The 23,582-nt window shown below is 63.6% G+C and carries 20 protein-coding genes; 9 read left to right on the forward strand and 11 right to left on the reverse strand.

What is annotated here, in order from left to right:
• Positions 1 to 26: 26 nt before the first annotated feature.
• From ACFFNA_RS19680 to ACFFNA_RS19695, 4 genes are all read right to left on the reverse strand, one after another.
• Positions 27 to 1,199 (reverse strand): efflux RND transporter periplasmic adaptor subunit, encoded by a 1,173-nt coding sequence (locus ACFFNA_RS19680; protein WP_378920888.1) that lies wholly within the window; start codon positions 1,197 to 1,199, stop codon positions 27 to 29.
• A gap of 157 nt (positions 1,200 to 1,356) precedes the next feature.
• Entirely contained in the window at positions 1,357 to 1,962 is a 606-nt protein-coding gene (locus ACFFNA_RS19685) for a hypothetical protein (RefSeq protein ID WP_111544487.1), read from the reverse strand.
• Positions 1,959 to 4,232 carry a xanthine dehydrogenase family protein molybdopterin-binding subunit gene (locus ACFFNA_RS19690; RefSeq protein ID WP_378920891.1) on the reverse strand — a complete coding sequence of 758 codons (2,274 nt, stop codon included), beginning with the start codon at positions 4,230 to 4,232 and terminating at the stop codon, positions 1,959 to 1,961. The genes ACFFNA_RS19685 and ACFFNA_RS19690 overlap by 4 nt, the downstream gene beginning before the upstream one ends.
• 2 nt (positions 4,233 to 4,234) lie before the next feature.
• Entirely contained in the window at positions 4,235 to 4,696 is a 462-nt protein-coding gene (locus ACFFNA_RS19695; protein ID WP_111544552.1) for a (2Fe-2S)-binding protein, read from the reverse strand.
• 123 nt (positions 4,697 to 4,819) lie between these two features.
• On the opposite strand from ACFFNA_RS19695, the gene ACFFNA_RS19700 reads away from it, so the two are divergent.
• The gene (locus ACFFNA_RS19700) at positions 4,820 to 5,419 is read left to right on the forward strand and encodes a TetR/AcrR family transcriptional regulator (RefSeq protein WP_378920893.1); all 600 of its coding nucleotides are present in this window, start codon (positions 4,820 to 4,822) and stop codon (positions 5,417 to 5,419) included.
• 182 nt (positions 5,420 to 5,601) lie between these two features.
• Here the strand turns inward: ACFFNA_RS19700 and ACFFNA_RS19705 are convergent, their stop codons facing one another.
• Both ACFFNA_RS19705 and ACFFNA_RS19710 read right to left on the reverse strand, forming a co-directional pair.
• Positions 5,602 to 6,732, reverse strand: a complete 1,131-nt coding sequence (locus ACFFNA_RS19705) for a patatin-like phospholipase family protein (protein WP_378920895.1) — start codon at positions 6,730 to 6,732, stop codon at positions 5,602 to 5,604.
• Between the two features lie 214 nt (positions 6,733 to 6,946).
• Positions 6,947 to 8,035 carry a citrate synthase/methylcitrate synthase gene (locus ACFFNA_RS19710; protein WP_378920897.1) on the reverse strand — a complete coding sequence of 363 codons (1,089 nt, stop codon included), beginning with the start codon at positions 8,033 to 8,035 and terminating at the stop codon, positions 6,947 to 6,949.
• 92 nt (positions 8,036 to 8,127) lie between these two features.
• Between ACFFNA_RS19710 and ACFFNA_RS19715 the strand changes: the two genes are divergently transcribed.
• On the forward strand, positions 8,128 to 9,270 hold the full coding sequence (locus ACFFNA_RS19715) for a citrate synthase (RefSeq protein ID WP_111544493.1): 1,143 nt from the start codon (positions 8,128 to 8,130) through the stop codon (positions 9,268 to 9,270).
• Positions 9,271 to 9,325: 55 nt separating this feature from the next.
• On the opposite strand, the gene phaR is transcribed toward ACFFNA_RS19715, so the two are convergent.
• Entirely contained in the window at positions 9,326 to 9,934 is a 609-nt protein-coding gene (gene phaR / locus ACFFNA_RS19720) for a polyhydroxyalkanoate synthesis repressor PhaR (RefSeq protein ID WP_111544553.1), read from the reverse strand.
• 296 nt (positions 9,935 to 10,230) lie between these two features.
• On the opposite strand from phaR, the gene ACFFNA_RS19725 reads away from it, so the two are divergent.
• The 6 genes from ACFFNA_RS19725 (at position 10,231) to ACFFNA_RS19750 (ending at position 18,362) form a co-directional block, all read left to right on the forward strand.
• Positions 10,231 to 11,409 carry an acetyl-CoA C-acetyltransferase gene (locus ACFFNA_RS19725; protein WP_378920900.1) on the forward strand — a complete coding sequence of 393 codons (1,179 nt, stop codon included), beginning with the start codon at positions 10,231 to 10,233 and terminating at the stop codon, positions 11,407 to 11,409.
• Between the two features lie 110 nt (positions 11,410 to 11,519).
• Complete coding sequence (gene phbB, locus ACFFNA_RS19730) at positions 11,520 to 12,245, forward strand: acetoacetyl-CoA reductase (protein ID WP_111544495.1); 726 nt, start codon at positions 11,520 to 11,522, stop codon at positions 12,243 to 12,245.
• A gap of 775 nt (positions 12,246 to 13,020) precedes the next feature.
• Positions 13,021 to 16,422 carry a helicase-related protein gene (locus tag ACFFNA_RS19735; protein WP_378920902.1) on the forward strand — a complete coding sequence of 1,134 codons (3,402 nt, stop codon included), beginning with the start codon at positions 13,021 to 13,023 and terminating at the stop codon, positions 16,420 to 16,422.
• A 15-nt stretch (positions 16,423 to 16,437) separates the two neighbouring features.
• Complete coding sequence (locus ACFFNA_RS19740) at positions 16,438 to 16,836, forward strand: RNA-binding S4 domain-containing protein (RefSeq protein ID WP_378920904.1); 399 nt, start codon at positions 16,438 to 16,440, stop codon at positions 16,834 to 16,836.
• Between the two features lie 235 nt (positions 16,837 to 17,071).
• Entirely contained in the window at positions 17,072 to 17,410 is a 339-nt protein-coding gene (gene fdxA, locus ACFFNA_RS19745) for a ferredoxin FdxA (RefSeq protein WP_095089463.1), read from the forward strand.
• Between the two features lie 370 nt (positions 17,411 to 17,780).
• Complete coding sequence (locus ACFFNA_RS19750) at positions 17,781 to 18,362, forward strand: CarD family transcriptional regulator (RefSeq protein ID WP_111544498.1); 582 nt, start codon at positions 17,781 to 17,783, stop codon at positions 18,360 to 18,362.
• A gap of 86 nt (positions 18,363 to 18,448) precedes the next feature.
• Here ACFFNA_RS19750 and ACFFNA_RS19755 read toward each other — a convergent pair whose 3' ends face one another.
• From ACFFNA_RS19755 to ACFFNA_RS19765, 3 genes are all read right to left on the reverse strand, one after another.
• The gene (locus ACFFNA_RS19755; protein WP_378920907.1) at positions 18,449 to 19,222 is read right to left on the reverse strand and encodes an amino acid ABC transporter ATP-binding protein; all 774 of its coding nucleotides are present in this window, start codon (positions 19,220 to 19,222) and stop codon (positions 18,449 to 18,451) included.
• Positions 19,219 to 19,899, reverse strand: coding sequence for an amino acid ABC transporter permease (locus tag ACFFNA_RS19760; protein ID WP_111544500.1), 681 nt, complete (start codon positions 19,897 to 19,899; stop codon positions 19,219 to 19,221). The genes ACFFNA_RS19755 and ACFFNA_RS19760 overlap by 4 nt, the downstream gene beginning before the upstream one ends.
• Before the next feature lie 137 nt (positions 19,900 to 20,036).
• A complete protein-coding gene (locus ACFFNA_RS19765) occupies positions 20,037 to 20,810 on the reverse strand; it encodes an amino acid ABC transporter substrate-binding protein (protein WP_378920908.1) in 774 nt (257 codons plus the stop codon).
• Positions 20,811 to 21,138: 328 nt separating this feature from the next.
• On the opposite strand from ACFFNA_RS19765, the gene ACFFNA_RS19770 reads away from it, so the two are divergent.
• Positions 21,139 to 22,002, forward strand: coding sequence for an RNA polymerase factor sigma-32 (locus ACFFNA_RS19770; protein ID WP_378920910.1), 864 nt, complete (start codon positions 21,139 to 21,141; stop codon positions 22,000 to 22,002).
• A 41-nt stretch (positions 22,003 to 22,043) separates the two neighbouring features.
• Here ACFFNA_RS19770 and ACFFNA_RS19775 read toward each other — a convergent pair whose 3' ends face one another.
• Positions 22,044 to 23,513 (reverse strand): M48 family metalloprotease, encoded by a 1,470-nt coding sequence (locus ACFFNA_RS19775; protein ID WP_378920912.1) that lies wholly within the window; start codon positions 23,511 to 23,513, stop codon positions 22,044 to 22,046.
• Positions 23,514 to 23,582 lie beyond the last annotated feature (69 nt).

The following is a 23,582-nucleotide window of genomic DNA, read 5'->3' on the forward strand; positions in this document are numbered from 1 at the left end:
CAGGGCTAGTCCGTCGCGACCCGTTGCTACTGCGTCCCGGCAGTCGCCTCGCCCAGCAGCTTCCGGATCGTCGCCTGGTCGGCCTCGACCGGATTGACCACATCGCCTTCCTTCACCAGTTCCTGGCCGGCGACGATAATGCGCGCGTCAGCCGGGATGCCGCCGAGCACAAGGCCGGTCGGCGTATCGTCGACGAGGTCGATCGGGAAGAACGCCACCTTGTTGTCCTTGCCGACGGCACGGATGCCGAGGTCGCCCTTGTCGCCGAGCGTCACCACCGAGCGCGGCAGCAGGACAGCGTCGGTCGGTTGCGCGTTGAGCGCGATTTCCGCCGTCATGCCGGCCGGCACGGAGCCGTCGCCATTGGGGATAGCCACCTCGATGCGGAAAGTGCGGGTCGCCGACGACGCGTCGCGGCTGATGTAGCGCACGGTGCCTTCGACCGTCTGGCCGCTGACAAGCCGAACATTGGCCTTGTCGCCCAGCTTGAGGTAGCCGAGATCGCGCTCGCTGACCTCGCCGCGGGCAATCACCGGATCAAGCTTGAGGATGGTTGCCACCTCGCCGCCCTCCATGATGGAACTGCCAAGTTCCACCGGCACCCGGTCGATGACGCCGTCGAAAGGCGCCCTCACCTCATTGCGCTCGAGCAGGGCCTGCGCCGTTTTCAGCAGCGACTGCGCCGAGGTCAGGTTCGAGCGCGCGGTATCGAGCTGCAGCTTCGGCAAATTGCCGGTTTTCATCAGTCGCAGAGCTGCGTCCAACTCGGCCTGGCGCTGCACAACCAACTGCTTGGCGTTGTCGACCATCGAGATCTTTTCTTCGGCGGCAAGCATCATCACCAGATCGCCGGTCTTGACGTGCTGGCCTTGCTTGACCGGCAGCTTGTCGATGACACCGGCAACGCGCGCGCCCAGCACCGCTCGTTTATCGGCTTCGGTCAATCCTGAAATGCGGATGGCGCGCGCATAGGTCTTGCGCGGCGGCGTCACCACCGCGACGGTGCGCAACGGTGGCTTCGGCTCGGCTTCCGCCACCTTGGGCTTGTTCGCGTCCGGCGCCTTGGCCTGCTCGACTTCGGCAGCCTTGGCCTTGTTGGCGGCTACGCTGCCGACGGACGAGAATTCGCCTGTCGCCATCCACGCCGCGAAACCAATGAGCACAACAACGGCTGCAAGCTTGTGAAACCTGATTCTCATCGTCGTTTTTTCCACTGCGGATTCGGCCAGCGTCCTCATAACGCGGGCGCGTCGCCGATATGGGTGCGCGCCAGGCCGTCTTCAATTTGCCGTGATCGGCGAAGCGCGCTTCTACATCAAAGTTGCACCGCAATATAGCCTTAAAGTTGCAAGACCATTACGGCACCGGGCAAGGTGAACCCACCGCCATCCAGTTTTCGATCGCTTGAAAGGTTGCTTCGGCCGAGCCCGGAGCCGGCTCACGGTTCAACCCCGGCGCCCAGCCCCAGGCGACCAGCCTGTCGTCGCGAACATGCAGCGCGATATCGTCCAAACTGCGACCGCCATTGCGCACCGGATCCTTGATCTGGGCGCAGATTTCGGCCGAAGATTTCCCGAACCAGGCCATCTCGGCCGGCGCCAGACGCCAGTTCTCGGCTCCGGGCGGTCCATGCAATGCATTGGAATTGCTAGAGAAATGGCAAGTCGTGCAGCGCAGGCCCGGATTGCCGAAGCCCGATCCGTCGTTACCGCGCTGGACGTTGAAGGCGTGAACGCGGGTGCCGCCATAATGCGCGCCGGACCAGCGCGGCCGGTCGTCCGCGACATGACAGTCGGCGCAGCGCGGATGCGAGAACACCGCATGGATCTTGTCCCATTCGGACAAGCCTTTCGCTGCGTCGACCGTCGCCGGCGCCGGCGTCTGGCTGTCTTGTGCGACTGCGAACGGCGCCGCGAGGGCGAGCATGGCAGCAGGCGTCAGCATGATGAGGAGCTTCTTCATGCGAAGGCCACCGTTTTCGACAAAGGCAGCGTGCGGATGCGCTTGCCGGTGAGCGCGAAGATGGCGTTGGCCAGCGCCGGTGCCGCCGGCGGTGTGCCGACCTCGCCGACACCGCCCATCTTGTGGAAATTTTCCAGGATGGCGACTTCGAAGACCGGGCACTGGAAGATCCGCATGGCGTCGAAGTCGTGGAAGTTCGACTGTTCGACCATGCCGTCGGCGAAGGTGATTTCCTGTCCCATTGCCGCCGAAAGACCGTAGATGGCGGCGGAAATCAGCTGAGCCTCGATGATACCGGGATCGAGCGCGGTGCCGACATCGGCGGCGATCCACACCTTCTCGATGCGGATGCCGGCCGGCGTGTCCGCCACCTGGATGATCTCGCCGACCCAGCTGCCGAAGGACAGCGTGAAGGCCATGCCCCTGGCCTTGCCGGCGGGCAGCGCCTCGCCCCATTTCGCCATCGCCGCGACTTTCTCCACCACCTTCACCGCCGAGGGATAGGCGGCCATTAGCTTCTTGCGCATCTCGACCGGATCGATTTTGCCGGCTGTGGCGATCTCGTCCATGAACCCCTCATGGAAGAAGCCGTTGACCGAGCTGCCGACCGAGCGCCAAAAGCCGACAGGGATGGAGACGGGCGCCGCGACGCCGCTGACCCGATAGTTCGGAATTGTGTAGGGCTGGTCATAGGCCCCATCGACAGTGGACTTGTCGGGACCGAGTGGCGATATCGACGGAAACAGCCGACGCAAGGTGCCGGCGATCACCGATGGCGAGGCGAGCTTCATGTCGACGGCGACCGGCATGCCGTCGTCGCCGAGCCGCGCCTGGAACTTGCCGACCGCGGCCGGCCGATAAGCGTCATGACGCATGTCCTCTTCGCGCGTCCAGGTCACCTTGATTGGGCGCCCGCCTGTCTCCTTCGCCATCAACACCGCGCAAAGGGCATAGTCCATCTCGGTACGGCGGCCGAAACCGCCACCCATGAAGGTGGTGTGGACGGTGACCTTGTCCTGCTCGATGCCGACCGCGTTGGCGCAAAGCTGCCGCACCAGGGTCGGCGCCTGGTTGCCGCACCAGATGTCGAGGGCACCATCGCCGAACCGTGCCGTGGCGTTCATCGGCTCCATTGTCGCATGCGCCAGATAAGGCACCGCATAGTCTGCCTCGACGATCCTTTCGCGCGGCGCGTCGGCGAAGGCGGTATCGACATCGCCATTGTCGCGCATCGCTGAGCCCTTGGTGCCGAGCGCCTGTTTCAGCACGTCGCCAATGGCGGCGCTGCTGAGCGGATATTCGGGATCCGCCCACTGGGCGTCGATGGCGTCGGCCGCCCTGAATGCCGCCCAGGTATTGTCCGCGATGATGCCGAAGCCGTGACCATAATTCGTCTCGAGCGGTACGATCTTGACCACGCCGGGCATTTTCTCGGCTTTGGCGAGGTCCGCCTTGACCGGCTTGGCCCAGAAGCGCGGGCTCATCTTGACCGTGCCGTAGAGCATGTCCGGCAGCCTGACATCGATGCCGAAGATCGGCGCCCCGGTGACCTTGGCCAGCATGTCGATGCGCTTCTGCGGTTTTCCCAGCAGTTTCCAGTCGGCTCGGTCCTTGAGCCTGACTTCGGCCGGCGGTGCCATGGCGGCGGCGGCCGCGGCGACCGCGCCATAAGTCAGCGACTTGCCAGACGCCTTATGCAGGATCGAGCCGTTGGCCGTTTCCAGATCGGCGGCGGCAACGCCGAGTTTCTGCGCCGCCGCCGCAATCAGCAACTGCCGGGCAGTGGCGCCCGCCTGGCGCATCTTGTCGAAACCGTCGCGCGCCGAAGCCGAGCCGCCGGTGGCCTGGAGAGCAAGGAACTTGCCGACCACGCCGAGACCCGAGCGCACGGCTTGTGCAGTCATGCTCTCGTCGAAGAAGGCGAACGGGCCGCCTTCTTCGAGGATCGCCGCGTTGTAATAGGCATAGGAGGCCGGGCCGTGCTCGACCTTGACCTGATCGAGACCGACATCGAGTTCTTCGGCGACCATGACGGCAAGCGTCGTCGAGATGCCTTGCCCCATCTCGGCGCGCGGCGCGACGATGGTGATGGTGTTGTCGGCGCCGATCTTCACATAGGGGTTGAAGGTCGCCTCGCCCTTGCCGAGATCGGCCTCGAGCGGGTTCGCAAACGGTTTGCGATAATAGTAGTAGCCGACGGCAAAGCCGCCCGCGACAGCAGCCGCGCCAATCAGGAATGTGCGGCGGGCGATCTTTCCGACACTGGCCATGGTCAGAGCCCCGCTGTCTTAAGCGCTGCAGCCTTCTTGATGGCCGAGCGGATCTTCGGATAGGTGCCGCAGCGGCAGAGATTGCCGCCCATGGCGTTGTCGATGTCGGCGTCGCTCGGGTCGGCGACCTCGTCGAGCAGCGCCACCGCGCTCATGATCTGGCCGGCCTGGCAGTAGCCGCATTGCGCGACCTGCTCCTCCAGCCATGCCTGCTGCACCGGATGCAGTCTGTCCGCCGTGCCGATGCCTTCGATGGTGGTGACAGCGCCGCTGACCTGGCCAACCGGGAGCGAGCAGGAACGCACCGGCTGACCATCGATATGCACGGTGCAGGCGCCGCAGGCGGCGATGCCGCAGCCGAACTTCGGTCCGGTCTTGCCAATGAGATCGCGCAGCGCCCATAGCAGCGGCATGTCCGGATCGGCTTCGAAATCGAAAGACTGCCCGTCGACGGTGAGGCGCATGGGGATACCCTTTGTTGTCGTCCACAACCCGAGACGAAATGGCCAACCGGTCATTTCCTCCTCAAACAGATTGACAAAAATCGTCATTTTGTCAATTGCTATTTTGCAGGATAATGTTGCCCCATGAATCAGATCGAAGACATCGCCATCACCGACCCCAAACGCGTCCGCATCCTGGATGGCGCAATGAAGGTGTTTTTGGCCTATGGCTTCTCCCGCACCACCATGGACGACATCGCCCGCGCCGCCGACATGTCGCGGCCGGCGCTCTATCTCCTGTTCAAGAACAAGACCGACATTTTTCGCGCCATCGCCATGATGGTGCTGTCGCGCTCGGTCGAGGCCGCGAAAATGGCTCTGGCCGGCGATGGCGCTTTCACCGAGCGCATGATGCGAGCCATCGACGAAGCTTTCATCTCGATGATGAGCGCAGTCGTTGCCTCGCCGCACGGCGCCGAATTGGTGGACATGAAATCAAGCCTCGGCGATCTGGTCGGCTGCTGGCGCGGCGGCCTTGTCGAACATATCGCCGCCGCGATCCAGAGCGAGGCCGCCAGGAACGGCGTCGATCTGGCGGCCAAGGGCCTGTCGACGCAACTGCTTGCCGACATGCTGCTCGACGGACTGGAAGGCATGAAGGCGCGGATCAGCGATCCCGACAGGCAGCGGCAGGCGGCCGCTGCCCTGATCAGGGTGATCGATCTGACCTTGAAAGCTGGATGAAGCCAAGAAGCAAAGCTGTGCCGAGATTCGGGTCAGGCCGAGCCGGAGTCCAAGACGGGCGCGAAGCGACCAAACAAGGCGGGTTCCGAGAACCGGAGCAGACCGTACTTTCGGGTCCGCGAGCACCGGAAGCGCAGGAGGCCGCCATTTGCAGGCCGGCCTCACCTGAATCTCGGCACAGCTCAGGCCCGGCGGCGCTCCGCCTCCGGGTTCTTGCGCACCGCGAGGAATTCCTTGACCCGCCGGCCAGGTGCGGGACCACGCACCGGCTTGAAGCCGTCATCGAGTTCGCCTGACAGATCGAGCGTTGGGCGCTTGCCGACGGCATCGTAATTCTCCTCCAGCCAGTCGCTGGCGGCGGTGCGGCCAAGATCGCGCAGATAGCTCAGGAACGCCCATTCGGCATTGACCTTCGATGACGCCGACAGATCCTTGAACGCCTCGTCGGCATCGATGCGGTGCATGCGGATGTCACGGTATTCGCCATGTGGCAGACGGCCGGCGGCGATCAGTTCCTTGATGAAGGCGATCGAGCGGAATTCGCGCAGCAGCCCGGCGTTGAAGGTGATCTCGTCGATGCGGTTCTGGATCTCGTTGGCGCTCCTCGGTGTTCCTTCCCGCACCACCGGATTGATCTGCACCAGAAGCACGTCCTCGGTCGCCGCCGTCTTGAAGAACGGATAAAGCGCCGGGTTGCCGCCATAGCCGCCATCCCAATAGGGCACGCCCTTGATCTCGACGGCGCGGAACAGTTGCGGCAGGCAGGCCGAGGCCATCACCGTGTCGAGGTCGATCTCGCCATCTGAAAACACACGCAACTGCCCGGTTTCGACATTGGTTGCCGAAATGAACAGTTCCATCGACTTGCAGGCGCGCACATTCTTGAAATCGATCTCCTGCGCAACCACGTCGCGCAGCGGATTGAGGCCGAGCGGATTGGCGACGTAGGGCGAAAACACCCGCGACATGGTGTCGAAGAAGACATAGCCCGGCGTGTTCTCGATCGACCAGTTGCCCCAGGCTACATCCCACGGCATGCGCTGCACCGGGCTGAACCGACCCTTTGCCGCCACCGCGCGCCAGAAATCGTCGAGCTTTTGCCGCGCTCCCTCGACGCCGCCACGCACGAAACCGTCGGCCAACGCCACCGCGTTCATGGCGCCGGCGCTGGTCCCGGACACCGCTGCGATCTCCAGCCTGCCATCCTCCAGCAGCCGGTCGAGCACACCCCAGGAAAAGGCCCCGTGCGAGCCGCCGCCCTGAAGCGCGATGTTGATCTTCTTGGTTTCCTCCGCCTTGCCGTTTTTCGTCATGGCGTTCCTGTCGTTTTGGATGCTGCAGGCCTCATCACGCCCGGGGATCGGGACGGTTCGGTCACAGCGGACCTATGTTGCAGTGCAGCATATAAGTCCTGACCAAGGCAAGAACACGAACACGGTCGCGTGATCACATGAAATTTCGGTCATGAAGAACCGCCTCGCCGCTTCGGAGCGGAAAGGCGGCATCCATCGAAACAGGCAGACAGCCTCAGGCAACGAGGTCCGGCACCGGCCCGACATAGCGCGACTGCGGCCGGATCAACCGTCCGGTCGTCTGCTGTTCACGGGCGTGCGCAATCCAGCCGGCGACACGCCCGGCGGCGAAGACGTTGCTGAATGCCTCCTTGGGGAAATCCGCCGCTTCCAAAAGCAGCGCGGTGTAGAATTCGACATTGGTTTGCAATGAGCGCGACGGCTTGGCGATACGCAGCACGTCGAGCGCGGCTTGCTCCACTGTCTCCGCGAAGGCCAGCCGGCGACCGGTTTCGCTCTCGCCGCCGAGTTGCCGCACCACCGCCTTCAGCACGTCGGCACGCGGATCGCGCACGCGGTAGATGCGATGGCCGAAGCCCATGATGCGCTCGCCATGCGCGACCTCGTCGCGCAGCCAGCCGGCGGCATCGCCATGCGCCTCGATCGCATCCAGCATCTCGATGACCGGGCCGGGCGCGCCGCCATGCAGCGGCCCCTTGAGTGCGCCGAGCCCGGCCAGCACGGACGATGTTAGGCCGGCCTGTGTCGACGCGACCACGCGGGTGGCGAAGGTCGAGGCATTGAGACCATGGTCGCAGACGGTCATCAGATAGGTGTCGAGCGCCTTCGCCAGTGCCGGCGAGGCGGGGCGACCGTTGAGCATCCTCAACATGTCGGCGGCATGATCGGCCCGGCTGTCCGGCGCGATAGGCTCCTCGCCGTGCTGTAGGCGCAGCAAGGCCGGCGTCAGCACCGCGGGTGCCGCGATCAGCCGCAACGCGTCCGGCAAAGTCTCGCCGTCCGGCAGAAGCGCCATGCCGGCGCGCATCGCGCTGTAGACATCGAGCGGAGTCAGCAAAGGCAGTGAGGGCAAAAGCCGCTCGAACACTTCTGCGCGCGCCTGGCCCAGCGCTCGCGCCAGTTCGGCATCGCCGGGAAGGACTTCGAAGAAGCCATCGAGCAGCAGGCTGACCACCTGCGCGTAGCTCCAGCGTCCGGCCAGTTCCCGCAGCGAATGGCCGCGGATGGTCAGATTGCCGCCAAGACCATCCACGTCGGAGAGGACGGTTTCAGCCGCCACAACGTCGTCGAGCCCATTCGCCATAGCCTGCCTCCTTGATCCATTTCCGTATCAGAGATAAGGCTAGGCAATCTGCTGATCAATCTTGATCAATATAATCAATATCAGAGTTCGATATGTCCGAGTGGTTGTCGCGGGAAGAGGCGCTGGAAAGGCTCAAGGTGCGGCCCCAGACACTCTACGCCTATGTCAGCCGCGGCCGCATCGGCATGCAACCGGACCGCGCCGATCCGCGCCGCAGCCAGTATCGTGCCGACGACATAGCGGTACTGGCAACGCGAAGGGCGCGTGGACGCAGCCCGTCGGCCATCGCCGAAAGCGCCATTGCCTGGGGCGAACCGTCGATCGTCACCTCGATCTCGACCGTCTTGCACGGTCATCTTGTCTATCGTGGCCAGGACGCCGTTGCGCTTTCAGCGAGTGCCACGCTGGAAGAAACAGCGGCAGTGCTCTGGGCGCTGCCTGAACCGGTGGCCTTCCGAGCGCCGGCGCCGGATGCGGCCCACCAACCCGGCCGGGCCTCGGCCTTTGCGCAACTTGCCGTGCTTGCCGGCCAGGGGCGGCCTTCACTCGGGCGCAGCGCCACCTCGCTGCATGCCGATGCCGCGCACGCGGTCGGCGTGTTGGCCAGCGCCTTGGGCGCATCGGCGGGACCGGACCCAGTTCATCGGCGATTGGCGCGGGACTGGTCGGTGGATGCAGCCGGAGCCGATGCGATCCGCCGCGCGCTCGTCCTGCTCGCCGACCACGAACTCAACGCATCGACTTTCGCCGCCCGTGTCGCGGCCTCGACCGGAGCGCCGATGGCCGCCTGCCTGCTCGCTGGGTTGGCGACATTGTCAGGCCCTCGCCATGGCGGCGCCGGCGAAGCGGTGATGCAACTGGCCGAGGATGCGGGGCGGCACGGTGCCGAAGCGGCGATCCGGCGCTGGCTCAGCCATGACCGGCCTCTGCCGAGCTTCGGCCATCCGCTCTATCCCGACGGCGATCCCCGCGCGGCGGCATTGCTGAGCGTGATCGACATCGATGATCTCTCTCAATCGCTGCGTGATACGGCCCTTGCCGCGACCGGCGCGCGCCCGAACATCGACTTCGCGTTGGCCGTGCTGACACGCGGCCTTGGCTTGCCGCGCGATGCACCGTTCCGCCTGTTCGCACTCGCACGCAGCGTCGGCTGGGCCGCGCACACGGTCGAACAGCTAACAAGCGGAAGTGTCATCAGGCCGCGCGGCCGCTATGAGGGATTGCTGCCGCGATAGCACTATGTGCCAGCTACGGATCTTTCGATCCGAAGCGCTCACGACTCCGAAGCGCTCACGACATCGTGTCGAGCTTGCGCTGCATGGCCGCGATCTGGTCCTTCAGTTCCTGAAGGTCGTCGGGCTTTTCCGGCATTTCCTTCCTCGCCGGCTCGGCCGGGGCCGCGGCTGGCGCGGTACCTACCGGTGGAAACGGCGTGAACAGCCGCATCGCATTCTGGAACATTTCCATGTTGCGGCGCGTCTGCTCCTCCAGCGCCTTGATCGGCGTGGTGATCTTCATCATGTCCAGCGGCGACTTGCCGAGCGCACCCTTCATCTGTTCGCGAAAGCGTTCCTGCTCCTTGGAGAAGGCCAGCATGGACTGTTCGAGGAAGCTTGGCACGATCATCTGCATCTGGTCGCCGTAATAGGCGATCAGCTGGCGCAGGAACGGGATCGGCAGCATGTTCTGCCCATCCTTGTTCTCGAGCTCGAAGATGATCTGGGTCAGCACCGGATGGGTGATGTCGTCACCGGTCTTGGCATCCTGGACGGTGAACTCCTCGCCCTTCTTGACCATCTCGGCGAGGTCCTCGAGCGTCACATAGGTGCTGGTGCCGGTGTTGTAGAGGCGGCGATTGGCGTATTTCTTGATGATGATCGGATCGTCTTTAGCGGCCATCTGCATCCTCCCGGGGACACCGGCGCCCCCCAGTAAGCCGCCGGTAACGATTGTGCCTTTTTTGAGGATATGCGCAAAAGCCTCACAATTCCAAGCAGTTTGTGCACTGCGGCATCATTAAATGCTGCATAGCGGGCAAAATATGCTGCGCAGCAATGGATGGAGTGCAGCCATGGCACGGTGCGATGTGCTTGCTGCGCATGGGCGCCATGCCCATTTCCGGTTTGACTTGGGTTCTGGAAAGGGCAAGAAAAGTCCTCAACGACAGAACAACACCTTGAAGTCTGGAGAAGAAAATGTCCGCTTCCATCGTCATTGCCAGTGCGGCCCGCACGCCGGTCGGCTCATTCAACGGCGCTTTCGCCACCACGCCGGCGCATGAGCTCGGTGCTATCGTCATCCAGGAACTGCTGTCGCGTGCCGGTGTCGAACCAGGCGAGGTCGACGAAGTCATCCTCGGCCAGGTGTTGACCGCCGCTCAGGGTCAGAACCCGGCCCGCCAGGCATCGATCAATGCCGGTCTGCCCAAGGAAACCACGGCCTGGGGCCTCAATCAGGTTTGCGGCTCGGGTCTGCGCGCCATTGCGCTCGGCATGCAGCAGATCGCCACCGGCGATGCGAAGGTGATCATCGCCGGCGGGCAGGAGTCGATGTCGCTTTCGACGCATGCCCAGCATTTGCGCGCCGGCGTCAAGATGGGCGACTTCAAGCTGATCGACACCATGATCAAGGACGGACTGTGGGATGCCTTCAACGGCTACCACATGGGCAACACCGCCGAGAACGTCGCTCGCCAGTTCCAGATCACCCGCGACGATCAGGACCAGTTCGCGCTCGCCTCCCAGAACAAGGCCGAGGCGGCGCAGAAGGCCGGCAAGTTCAAGGACGAGATCGTCGCCGTCACCATCAAGGGCAAGAAGGGCGACACCATTGTCGACCAGGATGAATACATCCGCCACGGCGCCACGATCGACGCCATGACCAAGTTGAGGCCGGCTTTCGACAAGGACGGCACGGTGACCGCCGCCAACGCCTCCGGCATCAATGACGGCGCCGCCGGCGCGCTGCTGATGAGCGAAGCGGAAGCGGTGAGGCGCGGCATCACCCCGCTGGCGCGCATCGTGTCCTGGGCAACCGCCGGCGTCGACCCGCAGATCATGGGCACCGGTCCGATACCGGCCTCGCGCAAGGCATTGGAAAAGGCTGGCTGGTCGGTCGGCGATCTCGACCTGATCGAGGCCAACGAGGCCTTCGCCGCCCAGGCCTGCGCCGTCAACAAGGACATGGGCTGGAATCCCTCGATCGTCAACGTCAATGGCGGCGCCATTGCCATCGGCCATCCGATCGGCGCTTCGGGTGCCCGCATCTTCAACACGCTGGTCTTCGAGATGCGTCGGCGCGGCGCCAAGAAAGGCCTCGCCACGCTCTGCATTGGTGGCGGCATGGGCGTCGCCATGTGCGTGGAAGCGCTTTAAAGATATCACTGAACGGGCGGCGCAAGCCGCTCGTTCCATATCCAGTGCCTGCTCCATATCCAGCGCCTGCCAAGCCCGACAACAGGGCGATATCAAAAAAGGGGAAACGCATGACCAAGGTAGCAATCGTCACAGGCGGATCGCGCGGCATCGGCGCGGCGATCTCGATCGCATTGAAGAACGCAGGCTATTCGGTTGCCGCCAACTACGCCGGCAATGATGACGCGGCGGCGAAATTCAAAGCCGAAACCGGCATCCCGGTCTACAAATGGTCGGTCGCCGACTACGATTCCTGCGCCGCCGGCATCAAGCAGGTCGAGGCCGATCTCGGTCCGGTCTCGGTGCTGGTCAACAATGCCGGCATCACCCGCGACGCCATGTTCCACAAGATCACGCGCGAGCAGTGGAAAGAGGTCATCGACACCAATCTGTCGGGCGTCTTCAACATGACGCATCCGCTGTGGGGCGGCATGCGCGACCGCAAGTTCGGCCGCGTCATCACCATCTCCTCGATCAACGGCCAGAAGGGCCAGGCCGGACAGGTGAATTACTCCGCCGCCAAGGCCGGTGACATCGGCTTTTCGAAGGCACTTGCACAGGAAGGGGCCCGCGCGGGCATCACCGTCAACGTCATCTGCCCCGGCTATATCGCCACCGAAATGGTCAAGGCAATCGACGAGAAGGTGCTCAACGAGCGCATCATCCCGCAGATCCCCGTCGGCCGCCTCGGCGAGCCGGAAGAGATCGCGCGCTGCGTCGTCTTCCTCGCATCCGAAGATGCCGGCTTCATCACCGGCTCGACCATATCAGCCAATGGCGGCCAATACTTCGCCTGAGGCACTTCACTTCGCCTGAAACATTCCAGGAAAAATGTGAAGCGGTTTTCTGTCCCGGGTTGTGGCAGAAGTGCCGGTGTGAGCGGCGAGATCGACAGGCCGGCAGACCGGCCGTCTTTCGTCGGCAGCTTAGTGCTCTCGCCGTGCCCACGCCTGCTGCTGCCCCAATCCGGCACGCAGAGGTTAACAACCACCGGCCGCCCTGTGCAAAACCGGCTTTGCAACCTGTGGATTCTCGGTGGATAAGCTGTTTGCAACACAAGATATTGTGGTGAACAAAACGGGAAGATTCTGGCATCGCTGATTCGGCGCCGATTCGTTCCGGCTTTGACCGGAGTGTTAACGATGACAGCCGGAATCGCCTGCCAAATCCTTAACGGAGCTTAGGAAAGATCAACAATTTCATAATCTTGGAAGAGGCAGGCCAAGGCATTCTGGTCGTTCGCCGGCAAAGGTTAACGGCAGAGCTCGCCCTGCATGAAACGGGCCAGTTCGTTGATTCAGCATGTGGTGAGACTCATGGTCACAAAATCCATATGTAGCCGTGAACAAAAGCTGAATCTGGTCGAGTCACTGATTCGTCGCCGATTCGTTCCAGACTCGTTCCAACTGTTAATCCGCAACCAATCTGGAGCTTGACACAGACGACTTCGAGCCGCCGGTGGAACATTCCGCTTTCGCTTCGCGCTCGAAATCCTTATGTGTCGCCTGTCATACGCGCCACTCGAGGCACGCTCCCGACAACGAGAGACCAGAAAGCCTTATTTCCAGGTCGATGAACATCCAGCCGAAACATACCGAACCGCTGATCCTGTCGGGCCGAGACGTGACCGCCGTGCTTGGGCCGACCAACACCGGCAAGACCCATCTCGCCATCGAGCGCATGGTGGCGCACGAGAGTGGCATCATCGGCCTGCCGCTCAGGTTGCTTGCGCGTGAGGTCTATGGCCGCGTCTGCGAAAAGGTCGGCGCCCACAAGGTCGCGCTGATCACCGGTGAGGAGAAGATCCAGCCGGCCGGTGCCAAATATTCGGTCTGCACCGTCGAGGCCATGCCGCGCGAGACCGACGCCGCCTTCGTCGCCATCGACGAGGTGCAGTTGGCCGGCGATCTCGAGCGCGGCCACATCTTCACCGACCGCATCCTGCATCTGCGCGGCCGCCAGGAAACGCTGCTGCTGGGTGCGGCCACCATGCACGGCATCCTCCAGCGCCTGCTGAAGGGCGTGTCGGTGGTGACGCGGCCGAGGCTGTCGCATCTTGCCTATGCCGGGTCGAAGAAGCTGACCCGACTGCCCAGGCGCACGGCGATCGTCGCGTTCTCTGCCGACGAGGTCTATGCCATCGCCGAGCTGATCCGTCGTCAGCAGGGGGGTGCCGCCGTCGTGCTTGGCGCGCTCTCGCCTCGTACCCGCAACGCCCAGGTGGCGTTGTTCCAGTCGGGCGACGTCGACTATCTCATCGCCACCGACGCCATCGGCATGGGTCTCAACCTTGATCTCGATCATGTCGCCTTCGCCCAGAACCGCAAGTTCGACGGCTATCAGTATCGCAACCTGACGGCGGCCGAGCTTGGCCAGATCGCCGGCCGCGCCGGCCGGCATCTGCGCGACGGCACGTTTGGCGTCACCGGCCAGGTCGACCCGCTTGACGAGGACCTGGTCAAGAAGATCGAAGGCCACGACTTCGACCCGGTGAAGGTGCTGCAGTGGCGCACCGCCCATTTCGACTTCGCCAGCCTCGACGCGCTGAAACGCTCGATCGAGACCAACGCCCCTGTCGAGGGGCTGACGCGCGCGCTGCCTGCGGTCGATGCGCAGGCGCTCGAGCACCTGTCGCGCGACGAGGACATCCGCGCACTCGCCACCAATGCCAAACGCGTGGCGCTGCTGTGGGAAGCCTGCGCGCTGCCGGATTACCGCAAGATCGCACCGGCCCAGCATGCCGACCTCATTGCTTCCATCTATACGGACCTTGCCCGGCATGGCCATGTCGACGAAAACTACATGGCCGAGCAGGTGCGCCGCGCCGACACCACCGAGGGCGACATCGACACGCTGTCGCATCGCATTGCCCAGATCCGCACTTGGACATTCGTGTCGAACCGGCCCGGCTGGCTGGCCGATCAGGCACACTGGCAGGAAAAGACGCGCGAAATCGAAGACAGATTGTCGGATGCGTTGCATGAGCGGTTGACGAAACGCTTCGTAGACCGCAGGACTTCCGTCCTCATGCGGCGCCTTAGAGAAAATACCATGCCTGAAGCCGAAATTAGTCCTACCGGAACCGTCCTTGTCGAAGGCCACCATGTCGGCGAGTTGCAAGGGTTCCGCTTCACCGCCGACCAGACCGCCGGCGGCGAAGACGCCAAGGCGGTGCGCACCGCCGCCCAGAAGGCGCTGGCAGCCGAATTCGAGGCGCGCGCCGAACGGTTCGGCGCTTGCGCCAATGGCGACATCGCACTTGGCTCGGACGGCACGCTGCGCTGGATCGGCGCGCCGATCGGCACGCTGGTCGCCGGCGAAGATGCGCTGAAACCGCGCCTTGTGCTGCTGGCCGACGAACAACTGACCGGCCCGGCGCGCGACAAGGTCGCGGCGCGCGCCGAACGTTTCGTCAATTTCCAGATCGAGTTGCTGCTGAAGCCGCTGGTCGATCTGAAGAACGCCGACCAGATTGCCGGCATCGGCCGCGGCATCGCCTTCCAGCTGGTCGAGAATTTCGGCCTCATCAACCGCCGCGACATCGCCGAAGAAATGAAGTCGCTCGACCAAGAGGGCCGTGCTGCCCTGCGCCGGCTCGGCGTGCGCTTCGGCGCCTACCATGTCTTCGTGCCGGCGCTGATCAAGCCGGCGCCCGCCGGACTGGTGACCTTGCTGTGGGCGCTGAAGAACGACGGCAAGGACAAGCCCGGCTTTGGCGACGTGGTCCATGCCCTCGCCTCCGGCCGCACCTCGGTGGTCATCGACCCGACCTTCGACAGGACCTTCTACAAGCTTGCCGGCTACCGCAATCTCGGCCGCCGCGCCGTGCGCATCGACATTCTGGAGCGGCTGGCGGATTTGATCCGCCCGGCGACCAACTGGAAGCCCGGTCTCGGCCAGCGTCCGGACGGCGCCTATGACGGCCAGTCCTTCATGGTGACGCCGCCGATGATGTCGATCCTCGGCGCCACCGCCGACGACATGGAAGAGATCCTGAAAGGTCTCGGCTATCGTGCCGAGCCGAAGCCGGCCGTCGAGGTCAAGGCGCGGCTCGAGGCGCAGGACATTGCCGCGCGCGAAGCGGCAGCTGCGAAGCTGGCGGCGGAAGAAGCTGCAAAGGCCGAGCAGGCCAAGGCAGCGGAAGCTGCGGCAGTCGACGCGGCCGCGGAGGCATCGGTCGAAGGTTCGGAGCCGGCCACCACTGCTGAGGCCATCGCCGAAATTCCCGCCGAACCCATCGCGGAAGCGGCGGCCGCGCCCGTCGCGGAAGAACAACCCGAAGCTCCAGCCGAAACCACGGAAGTGGCCGCACCAGAGGCCGTCGTCGAAGTGGCTGCTGAACCCGCGCCGGCTGCCGAGCCAGAGGCAGAAGCCGAACCTGTCGCGGTCGCATCGGCAGAGCCAGTTTCCGAAGCTGCGCCAGCGGCGGAAGCGGCGCCGGACGAGCCTGTCGTGGTGGCCGATGCAGCCGCCAGCGAGCCCGCTCCGGAAGCCGAGGCGCCAAAGCCGATCCTGTTGTGGCGCCAGGGCCGTTTCGAACAGCGCCCCCGCCATCGTGACGGCCGCCACAATCGCCCGCGCAACGGCCAGGCCGCGCGCGGCCGAAGCGATACACCGGCCGATGCCGCCGGCGCGCCAGCGGCAGCCACACCTGGAGAACGTCCGGCCCACGAGGGACGGCGCGACGGTGCCGGCAAGCCGCGCTTCGACCGCTCGAAGTTCAAGCCCAAGCCGCAGGGCGAGGGCGAACAAAGGCGTGACGGCCGCCCACAGGGCGAGCGTCCCGACCGCCGCGAAGGCCGGCCCGACTGGAAGGGCGGCAGGCCGGATGGCAAGAGTGGCGGCCCCGATCGAGGCAAGGGGGGCGGGAAGCCGGCCTTCCAGCCCAAGCCGCGCGAGGAGCGCCCGGTGCGCTTCGATCCGGATTCGCCCTTCGCCAAGCTCGCCGCTTTGCGCGACCAGCTGAAGAAGTAGGCCCGGCTCGCTGCGATGGTTGCCCCAACGGCTGCCCGAGACCGCCAGCGCATCGACAAATGGCTGTTCTTCTCGCGCGCCGTGAAATCGCGCTCGCTGGCGGCGAAACTGGTGGTCGCCGGCCGCGTGCGCATCAATCGCGACAAAGCAGCGCAGGCCTCCGATCTGGTCAAGCCTGGCGATGTCCTGACCATCACGCTCGAGCGGCGCATCTTCGTCTGGAAGGTGCTGAACGCCGGCGTGCGGCGTGGCCCGGCCGAGGAGGCCCGCACGCTCTACGAGGATATCTCGCCGCCGCCCGCGCCAAAGGGCGAAGCCCCTCCCGATGCAATTCCAGGGCTGCGCGAGGCCGGCAGCGGCCGCCCGACGAAGAAGGAACGCCGCCAGACCGACCGCTTGCTTGGCGATGACTGATGTGTCGGCCAAAAAATGCGTGACGATTTTGGGGTAACGACACTCACAAAACGAACCCTGAACCCGGCAAACAAGACACTTCGCAGGACATGACCTATCCCTGCCGGGCCTGCCATCTGGAATTCCATTTCGGAAACGCTGATGCCGCCAGGCATGGCTGCCCTTGCAAGCGGCGGATAAAGGCGTTACCTCACGGAAAAAGCCCAACAAAATGGGACGTTCCGGAGCCGAACCGATGACCTATGTCGTGACCGACAATTGCATCAAATGCAAATATATGGACTGCATCGAGGTCTGTCCGGTCGATTGTTTCTACGAAGGCGAGAACATGCTCGTCATACATCCCGACGAGTGCATCGACTGCGGTGTCTGCGAGCCGGAATGCCCGGCCGACGCAATCAAGCCCGACACCGAGTCGGGGCTCGACAAATGGTTGCAGATCAACACCGAATACGCCGAGAAATGGCCCAATATCACCGCCAAGAAGGAACCTCCGGCCGACGCCAAATCCTTCGACGGCGAGGCCGGTAAGTTCGAGAAATACTTCTCGGCCGAGCCCGGTGAAGGCGATTGACAAAAGGTCCGCAAAGGCCGGTATTACGTTGGGTAAGAGGCATGTCACATTAAGCGCCTTGACAGGCGGCGCTTAACTGTGGCCTTCGCTCATGCAGCAAAACCTTGATTCTTCCGACTTTTTGTGTTACATCAGCCAAACATGCCGGTGACACAACGTCGATTTATGGCGCAGACGCCCCAAATCACTGAAAGGTGAAAATCTCATTCCGGACCAGAGCGATCTGGGCCAGGCGGTCGCACTATTGCGGTTTGCCGGTCCCGGCTTTTCCGGATGGGTTCATCTGTTGTGCGGCTAACGATCGGTTTCCCCGATCGCGCGAGTTCGGGCCGGCAGGAAGCCGGTACCACAACAAGGAGTTCAGGGCGCAATGGCAACGATAACCCCGCAGAAGAAGTCCTCCGCTGCGCGTCACGGTTTCAAGACCGGCGAGTATATTGTCTATCCGGCGCATGGCGTCGGCCAGATCGTGTCGATCGACGAGCAGGAAGTCGCTGGGCACAAGCTGGAACTGTTCGTCATCGACTTCCAGAAGGACAAGATGCGCCTGAAGGTGCCGGTCGCCAAGGCGACCTCCATCGGCATGCGCAAGCTGTCGGAAGAGGATTATGTCGAGCGCGCGCTGAAAGTCGTGCAGGGCCGCGCCCGCGTCAAGCGCACCATGTGGTCGCGCCGCGCCCAGGAATATGATGCGAAGATCAATTCCGGTGACCTGATCTCGATCTCGGAAGTTGTGCGCGACCTCTACCGCGCCGACAACCAGCCCGAGCAGTCCTATTCCGAACGCCAGCTCTACGAGGCAGCACTCGACCGCATGGCCCGCGAGATCGCGGCCGTCAACCGCATGTCGGAAACCGAAGCCGTGCGCCTGATCGAGGTCAACCTCAACAAGGGCCCTAAGCGCGGCGCCAAGGCCGACAATGAGGAAGCCGAGCAGGAAGAAGCTGCCTGAGCTTTTTCACCTTCGAATCCATGAAAAACCCGGCCTCGTGCCGGGTTTTTTGTTTCTGGGAGGATCGGCCGAAGCGAGGACGGCGCCTACGCCTCGCCGCCACCCTCCTTCTCCGCCTCTTGCTTCAGCGTCGCAATGAACCGCTTGGTCCGCTGGTGTTCCGGATTGCCGAACAGTACGGCCGCCGGGCCTTTCTCGACGATGACGCCGGCATCGAGGAAGACCACTTCCTGCGCAATCTTGGAGGCGAGGCGCAGGTCATGCGTCGCCATCACCATGGTCGTCCCCTCGCTGGCGAGCTTGCCGAGCACGTCGACCACCTCTTGGGCCAGTTCCGGGTCGAGCGCCGAGGTCGGCTCGTCGCACAGCAGCACTTTCGGCGACGGCGCCAGTGCGCGAGCGATTGCAACGCGCTGCTGCTGGCCGCCCGACAGGGTTGCCGGCCAGGCGTCGGCCTTGTGTGCCATGCCGACCTTTTCCAGCAGGGCGAGCGCCCGCTCGCGCGCCCGCTCCGTTGGCCATTTCAGCACCGTCACCAGCCCTTCCATGACATTCTCGATCGCGGTGCGATGCGGAAACAGCTGGAAGTTCTGGAACACCATGCCGGTTTGCAGACGCAAGCGTTGGATATCCCTGGCCGGAACCTTGCCGCCAGGATGGAATTCGAGCACCTCGTCGCCGATGCGCACCGTGCCGGAGGTCGGAATCTCCAGCAGGTTGATGCAGCGCAGCAGCGTGCTCTTGCCGCCGCCCGAAGGGCCGACCAGCGCCGTGACACTGCCTTCGGCGATGGTGACCGTCACGCCCTTCAGCACGAGATTGTCGCCGAAGCGCTTTTCAATGTTGGTGAGGCCGATCATGAGCGCGCCTCCAGGAAGCCACCATAGCGGTTGAGCCGTTCTTCCAGCCGCGTCTGCAAGGCCGACAGCACCGAGCTCATCGCCAGATAGAGGATCGCCGCCTCGACATAGAGGATCAACGGTTCATAGGTGGTGGCGACGATGCGCTGCGCTGCCTGGAACATTTCCGGCACGGTGATGGCGGCGGCCAGCGACGTATCCTTGACCAGCGAGATAAAGGTGTTGGAGAGCGGCGGCACCGCGACCCTTCCGGCTTGCGGCAGGATGGTGCGCCGCATCGCCTGGCTCCATGTCATGCCGATCGAATAGGCGGCTTCCCACTGGCCTTTCGGCACCGAGCCTATTGCCGCGCGGATGATTTCCGACGTGTAGGCACCGATGTTCAGCGTGAAGCCGATCAACGCGGCGGTGAAGGCGTCAAGCAGGATGCCGACCGATGGCAGGCCGTAGAAGATCAGGAACAGCTGCACCAGCAGCGGCGTGCCGCGGAAGATCCAGACATAGAAGCGCACAAGCGCGACCAGCGGCTTCGGCCCGAACAGCCTGCCGAGCGCGGCACCGAGGCCGACCGTCAAGCCAAGAACGAAGGAAAGCAGCGTCAACGGCACGGTGAAGATCAGGGCCGCCCACAAGAGCGACGGCAGCGACTCCAGCATCAGTTGCAGCCAGTGCGTCACGTAAGACCCTCCAAATGGTCGAGGCGGCTCATCAAAGCGCGAATGCGATCGGCATATCACGACAAAAGCGGCGGACCGTCAAAGACGGCTCGCCGCTTGATATCGCATAGGCCGGCGGCCGGCCTCACCTCATGAAATTACTTCGAAACGTCCTGGCCGAAATAGGTGTCGGCGATCTTCTTGTAGGTGCCGTCCGCCTTGATGTCGGCCAGCGCCTTGTTGATCGCCGCAACCAGGTCCGGATCGCCCTTGCGCACGATGACGCCGGAATAGTCGGCGTTTTCCTCTTGCGCGGCGATCTTCACATTGGCGTCGGGCTTGTGCTTCTTGAAGTCGAGAAACGACAGGCTGTCATTGATGGTGGCATCGGCGCGGCCGGTCAAAAGCAGCTGGATCGACTGGTCAAAGCCGTCGGTGCCGACGAGTTCGGCGCCATTCGTCTCAGCGAGCTTGCCGAAATTTGAGGTCAGCGACTGCGCCGACTTCTTGCCCTTGAGATCGGCGAAGGTCTTGATGTCGGTGTTGTCGCCGCGCACGATCAGCACCGCCTTGGAGGCGATGTAGGGATCGGAGAAGTCGTACTTGGCCTTGCGGGCATCGGTAATGCCGACTTCGTTGATGACGGTATCATAGCGATTGGCATCGAGGCCGGCGATCAGCCCGTCCCACTTGCCTTCGAGGAACTCGGCCTTGACGCCGAGCTTGTCGGCGATCGCCTTGGCGATTTCGACATCGAAGCCGACCAGCGCGCCGGAAGTGTCATGATAGGTGAACGGCGCATAGGTGCCTTCCGTGCCGACCTTGATGACGCCTGCCTGCTTGATCTGGTCGAGATTGGCGCCGGCATGGCCTGACGTGACAGCCAGCGCCTGCAGCGTTCCGGCGATGATAAACGACTTGAGCCATTTCATTTTTCTGTGATCCCGTCCTTGGCCGGCTGTCCGGCATGTTGTGAGCGCTGGAAACTGACAGATACAAGTCGAAAAAATAAGGAACAGGATTTCAAAAACAAACAACTTCTGAAATCATATTCTCGAAATAGCGCTTTTGGTTGCGATCGACACGACCGCGGATCATCGCCGGCCCCCCTCAGGCAACTCGATCCAGCCGCCAACGGCCACGGAACCATTCTCGTGCATGGCACGTTCTGGATTTTCTAGGGCACGACGCCGCGATTTCAACCCGGGCGCCTGCCAAGTTTGCAAAGTCATCCGCATCGCCTGAGCCAGGGAGCGCCTCATGATGGAAGACACTGCAGGACGGATCATGGTCCGCGCGGCAATGAAGGCTCCCTACCTCGAACGTGAAGAAGAGCACCGGCTCGCATTGCTCTGGAAAGAAGACAACGACCAGAACGCGCTGCACAGCATCACGGTTGCGCATATGCGGCTGGTCATTTCCATGGCCTCCAAATTCCGTCACTACGGCCTGCCGCTCGGCGATCTGATCCAGGAAGGTCATGTCGGCCTGCTTGAAGCCGCCGCCCGCTTCGAGCCCGAGCGCGAGGTGCGGTTTTCGACCTACGCGACGTGGTGGATCCGCGCCTCGATGCAGGACTACATCCTGCGCAACTGGTCGATCGTACGCGGCGGCACCAGCTCGGCGCAGAAGGCGCTTTTCTTCAACCTGCGACGTCTGCGCGCGCGGCTGGCCAACGGCACCGAACCTTTGTCCAACGCGACGCTCTATCGCGAAGTGTCGGAGGCACTCGGCGTCTCCGAGGCCGACGTGGCGATGATGGATTCGCGGCTGTCGGCGCCGGACTCCTCGCTCAACATGCCGATGGCCGACGATGCGGGTTCGACAGAGCGGATGGATTTCCTGGTCTCGGACGATCCATTGCCCGACGAGATCGTCGGCGACAAGATCGATGTCGCACGCCGTTCGCTCTGGCTGAGGGAAGCGCTTCGCGCGCTCAACGCGCGTGAGCTGAGGATCATCGAGGAACGCCGGCTGAACGACGAGGGTGCGACACTGGAAGCGCTTGGCGAGACGCTTGGCATCTCCAAGGAACGCGTCCGCCAGATCGAGGCGCGCGCCATGGAAAAGCTCAAGGTCGCGCTGGTGAAGCAGAACCCGGAATTTATGGCGACTGCCGCCTGATCCGCGGCAGGCGTCCAGCGGGGTGAGTTTGCGACGGACTCTTACTTGTCGGTAACGATCTTGACCTTGTCGCCGGCCGAGACCGCGGCCCCCGGCGACAGCGCATTGAGCACGCGGAACAGGTCGAGCTTGCGGTCGACACCAACCATCTGGGCGGAAAGCGAACCCATCGTCTGGCCGGGCTGAACGGTGACGACGCGGATATGCAGCGGCTTCAGCGCCGCTTTTTCCTCGGCACTGAGGATACGGAACGATCCGCTCACCGAACGCGCCACCGTATCCAGCGAGGTGCTGGCCGAGGGCGCCGCGGTCAGCAGCCGGTAGACCTGGCCGCCGGCGCGGATCACCGCGATATCGAACTGCCAGCCATCGGCACCGGCATGCGCGGTCGCCGCCTCGTTGCCGTTGATCGTTTCCTGCTTGACGGTGCTGTCGTCGAGACCAGCCACCCAGCCGCTGCGGATATAGTCGGTGAGCGCGCGGTTCTTGTCGATCGAGACGCCGTCGAAGCGGATCGCCATGTCGCCGGGCCCGGTTGCTGTCACAGCGGCGGCCGAATTGTCGATGATGAAGCCCTCGGGCACCGAGAAGGACACGCCGAGGCCCGGATGCAGGAAGGTTTCGCCGCGCACATAGCCTTCCTCAGGCGTGTCGCCATAGAGCAGGCCGTCTATGCCGGCGAGGAAGGAATCGCGGTCGCGGGTGCCGACGCCGGGTGCGCCGAACTGGCGGGCATGGCGCTGCGCCAGATCGATGCGCTGCGGCGTGTTGGGGTGGGTGGCCAGAAAGTCGAGGCTGGCGTCGGTGGCGCCACTGATCGAGCGGAAATCGGTATAGGCCGACATCGACTGCAGGAAGCGGCCGGCGGCGAAAGGATCGTAGCCGGCTTCGCCGATCGACTTGATGCCGATGGCGTCGGCCTCCAGCTCCTGGTTGCGCGAGAATTGCGCCAGTCTCAGCTTGCCACGGATCAGCGCCGCCTTGGCGGTCGGGCTGTCGCCGAGCACATCGGAAACCACCTTGGTCGCCAGGCCTTCCTCGGCCTCCAGCTGCTGGCGCTGCAAGCCGTGATTGGCGGTGACGTGGCCCATCTCATGGGCGATGACCGCCGCAAGCTCGGCCGAATCATTGGCCAGCGCCAGCAGGCCGCGCGTGATGTAGAGATAACCGCCCGGCAGTGCGAAAGCGTTGACGTTGGGCGAATTCAGAATGGTGATGCGATAGGTCTGCGTCGGGTTGGCCGACACGACGGTCAGATTGCCGACCACCTTGGCAACCATGCGCTCGAGCTTGGGATCGGAATATTCGCCGCCATAGGTGGCCAGGATGCGCGGATGCTGTGCCTTGGCCAGTTCGGCGAGCTTGCTGTTGGCAGCGACGTTGTCGACTGTGATCGGCTTGTCGGAAGGCTGGAAGCCGGATTCCTGAACCTCGGGCGGCGTGAACATCTGGCAGCTCGCCAGCGCCACGGCAAAGCCGGCCAGCGCGAGAAAGCGCGCCAGCGGATTCATTCGTAGTTTGTCAACGCCGATCGCCAGAACGGCTTCCTTTCGGGTCCCGGCACATGACCACGAAAATCG

Origin of the sequence: Mesorhizobium kowhaii (assembly GCF_042431665.1) — a bacterium.
Taxonomy (GTDB): domain Bacteria; phylum Pseudomonadota; class Alphaproteobacteria; order Rhizobiales; family Rhizobiaceae; genus Mesorhizobium; species Mesorhizobium kowhaii.

What these genes read in the sequence shown, in the direction of transcription:
- ACFFNA_RS19680 (WP_378920888.1), bottom strand. Translation starts at nt 1,199, where the DNA reads ATGAGAATCAGGTTTCACAAGCTTGCAGCCGTTGTTGTGCTCATTGGT.
- ACFFNA_RS19685 (WP_111544487.1), bottom strand. Translation starts at nt 1,962, where the DNA reads ATGAAGAAGCTCCTCATCATGCTGACGCCTGCTGCCATGCTCGCCCTC.
- ACFFNA_RS19690 (WP_378920891.1), bottom strand. Translation starts at nt 4,232, where the DNA reads ATGGCCAGTGTCGGAAAGATCGCCCGCCGCACATTCCTGATTGGCGCG.
- ACFFNA_RS19695 (WP_111544552.1), bottom strand. Translation starts at nt 4,696, where the DNA reads ATGCGCCTCACCGTCGACGGGCAGTCTTTCGATTTCGAAGCCGATCCG.
- ACFFNA_RS19700 (WP_378920893.1), top strand. Translation starts at nt 4,820, where the DNA reads ATGAATCAGATCGAAGACATCGCCATCACCGACCCCAAACGCGTCCGC.
- ACFFNA_RS19705 (WP_378920895.1), bottom strand. Translation starts at nt 6,732, where the DNA reads ATGACGAAAAACGGCAAGGCGGAGGAAACCAAGAAGATCAACATCGCG.
- ACFFNA_RS19710 (WP_378920897.1), bottom strand. Translation starts at nt 8,035, where the DNA reads ATGGCGAATGGGCTCGACGACGTTGTGGCGGCTGAAACCGTCCTCTCC.
- ACFFNA_RS19715 (WP_111544493.1), top strand. Translation starts at nt 8,128, where the DNA reads ATGTCCGAGTGGTTGTCGCGGGAAGAGGCGCTGGAAAGGCTCAAGGTG.
- phaR (WP_111544553.1), bottom strand. Translation starts at nt 9,934, where the DNA reads ATGGCCGCTAAAGACGATCCGATCATCATCAAGAAATACGCCAATCGC.
- ACFFNA_RS19725 (WP_378920900.1), top strand. Translation starts at nt 10,231, where the DNA reads ATGTCCGCTTCCATCGTCATTGCCAGTGCGGCCCGCACGCCGGTCGGC.
- phbB (WP_111544495.1), top strand. Translation starts at nt 11,520, where the DNA reads ATGACCAAGGTAGCAATCGTCACAGGCGGATCGCGCGGCATCGGCGCG.
- ACFFNA_RS19735 (WP_378920902.1), top strand. Translation starts at nt 13,021, where the DNA reads ATGAACATCCAGCCGAAACATACCGAACCGCTGATCCTGTCGGGCCGA.
- ACFFNA_RS19740 (WP_378920904.1), top strand. Translation starts at nt 16,438, where the DNA reads ATGGTTGCCCCAACGGCTGCCCGAGACCGCCAGCGCATCGACAAATGG.
- fdxA (WP_095089463.1), top strand. Translation starts at nt 17,072, where the DNA reads ATGACCTATGTCGTGACCGACAATTGCATCAAATGCAAATATATGGAC.
- ACFFNA_RS19750 (WP_111544498.1), top strand. Translation starts at nt 17,781, where the DNA reads ATGGCAACGATAACCCCGCAGAAGAAGTCCTCCGCTGCGCGTCACGGT.
- ACFFNA_RS19755 (WP_378920907.1), bottom strand. Translation starts at nt 19,222, where the DNA reads ATGATCGGCCTCACCAACATTGAAAAGCGCTTCGGCGACAATCTCGTG.
- ACFFNA_RS19765 (WP_378920908.1), bottom strand. Translation starts at nt 20,810, where the DNA reads ATGAAATGGCTCAAGTCGTTTATCATCGCCGGAACGCTGCAGGCGCTG.
- ACFFNA_RS19770 (WP_378920910.1), top strand. Translation starts at nt 21,139, where the DNA reads ATGATGGAAGACACTGCAGGACGGATCATGGTCCGCGCGGCAATGAAG.
- ACFFNA_RS19775 (WP_378920912.1), bottom strand. Translation starts at nt 23,513, where the DNA reads ATGAATCCGCTGGCGCGCTTTCTCGCGCTGGCCGGCTTTGCCGTGGCG.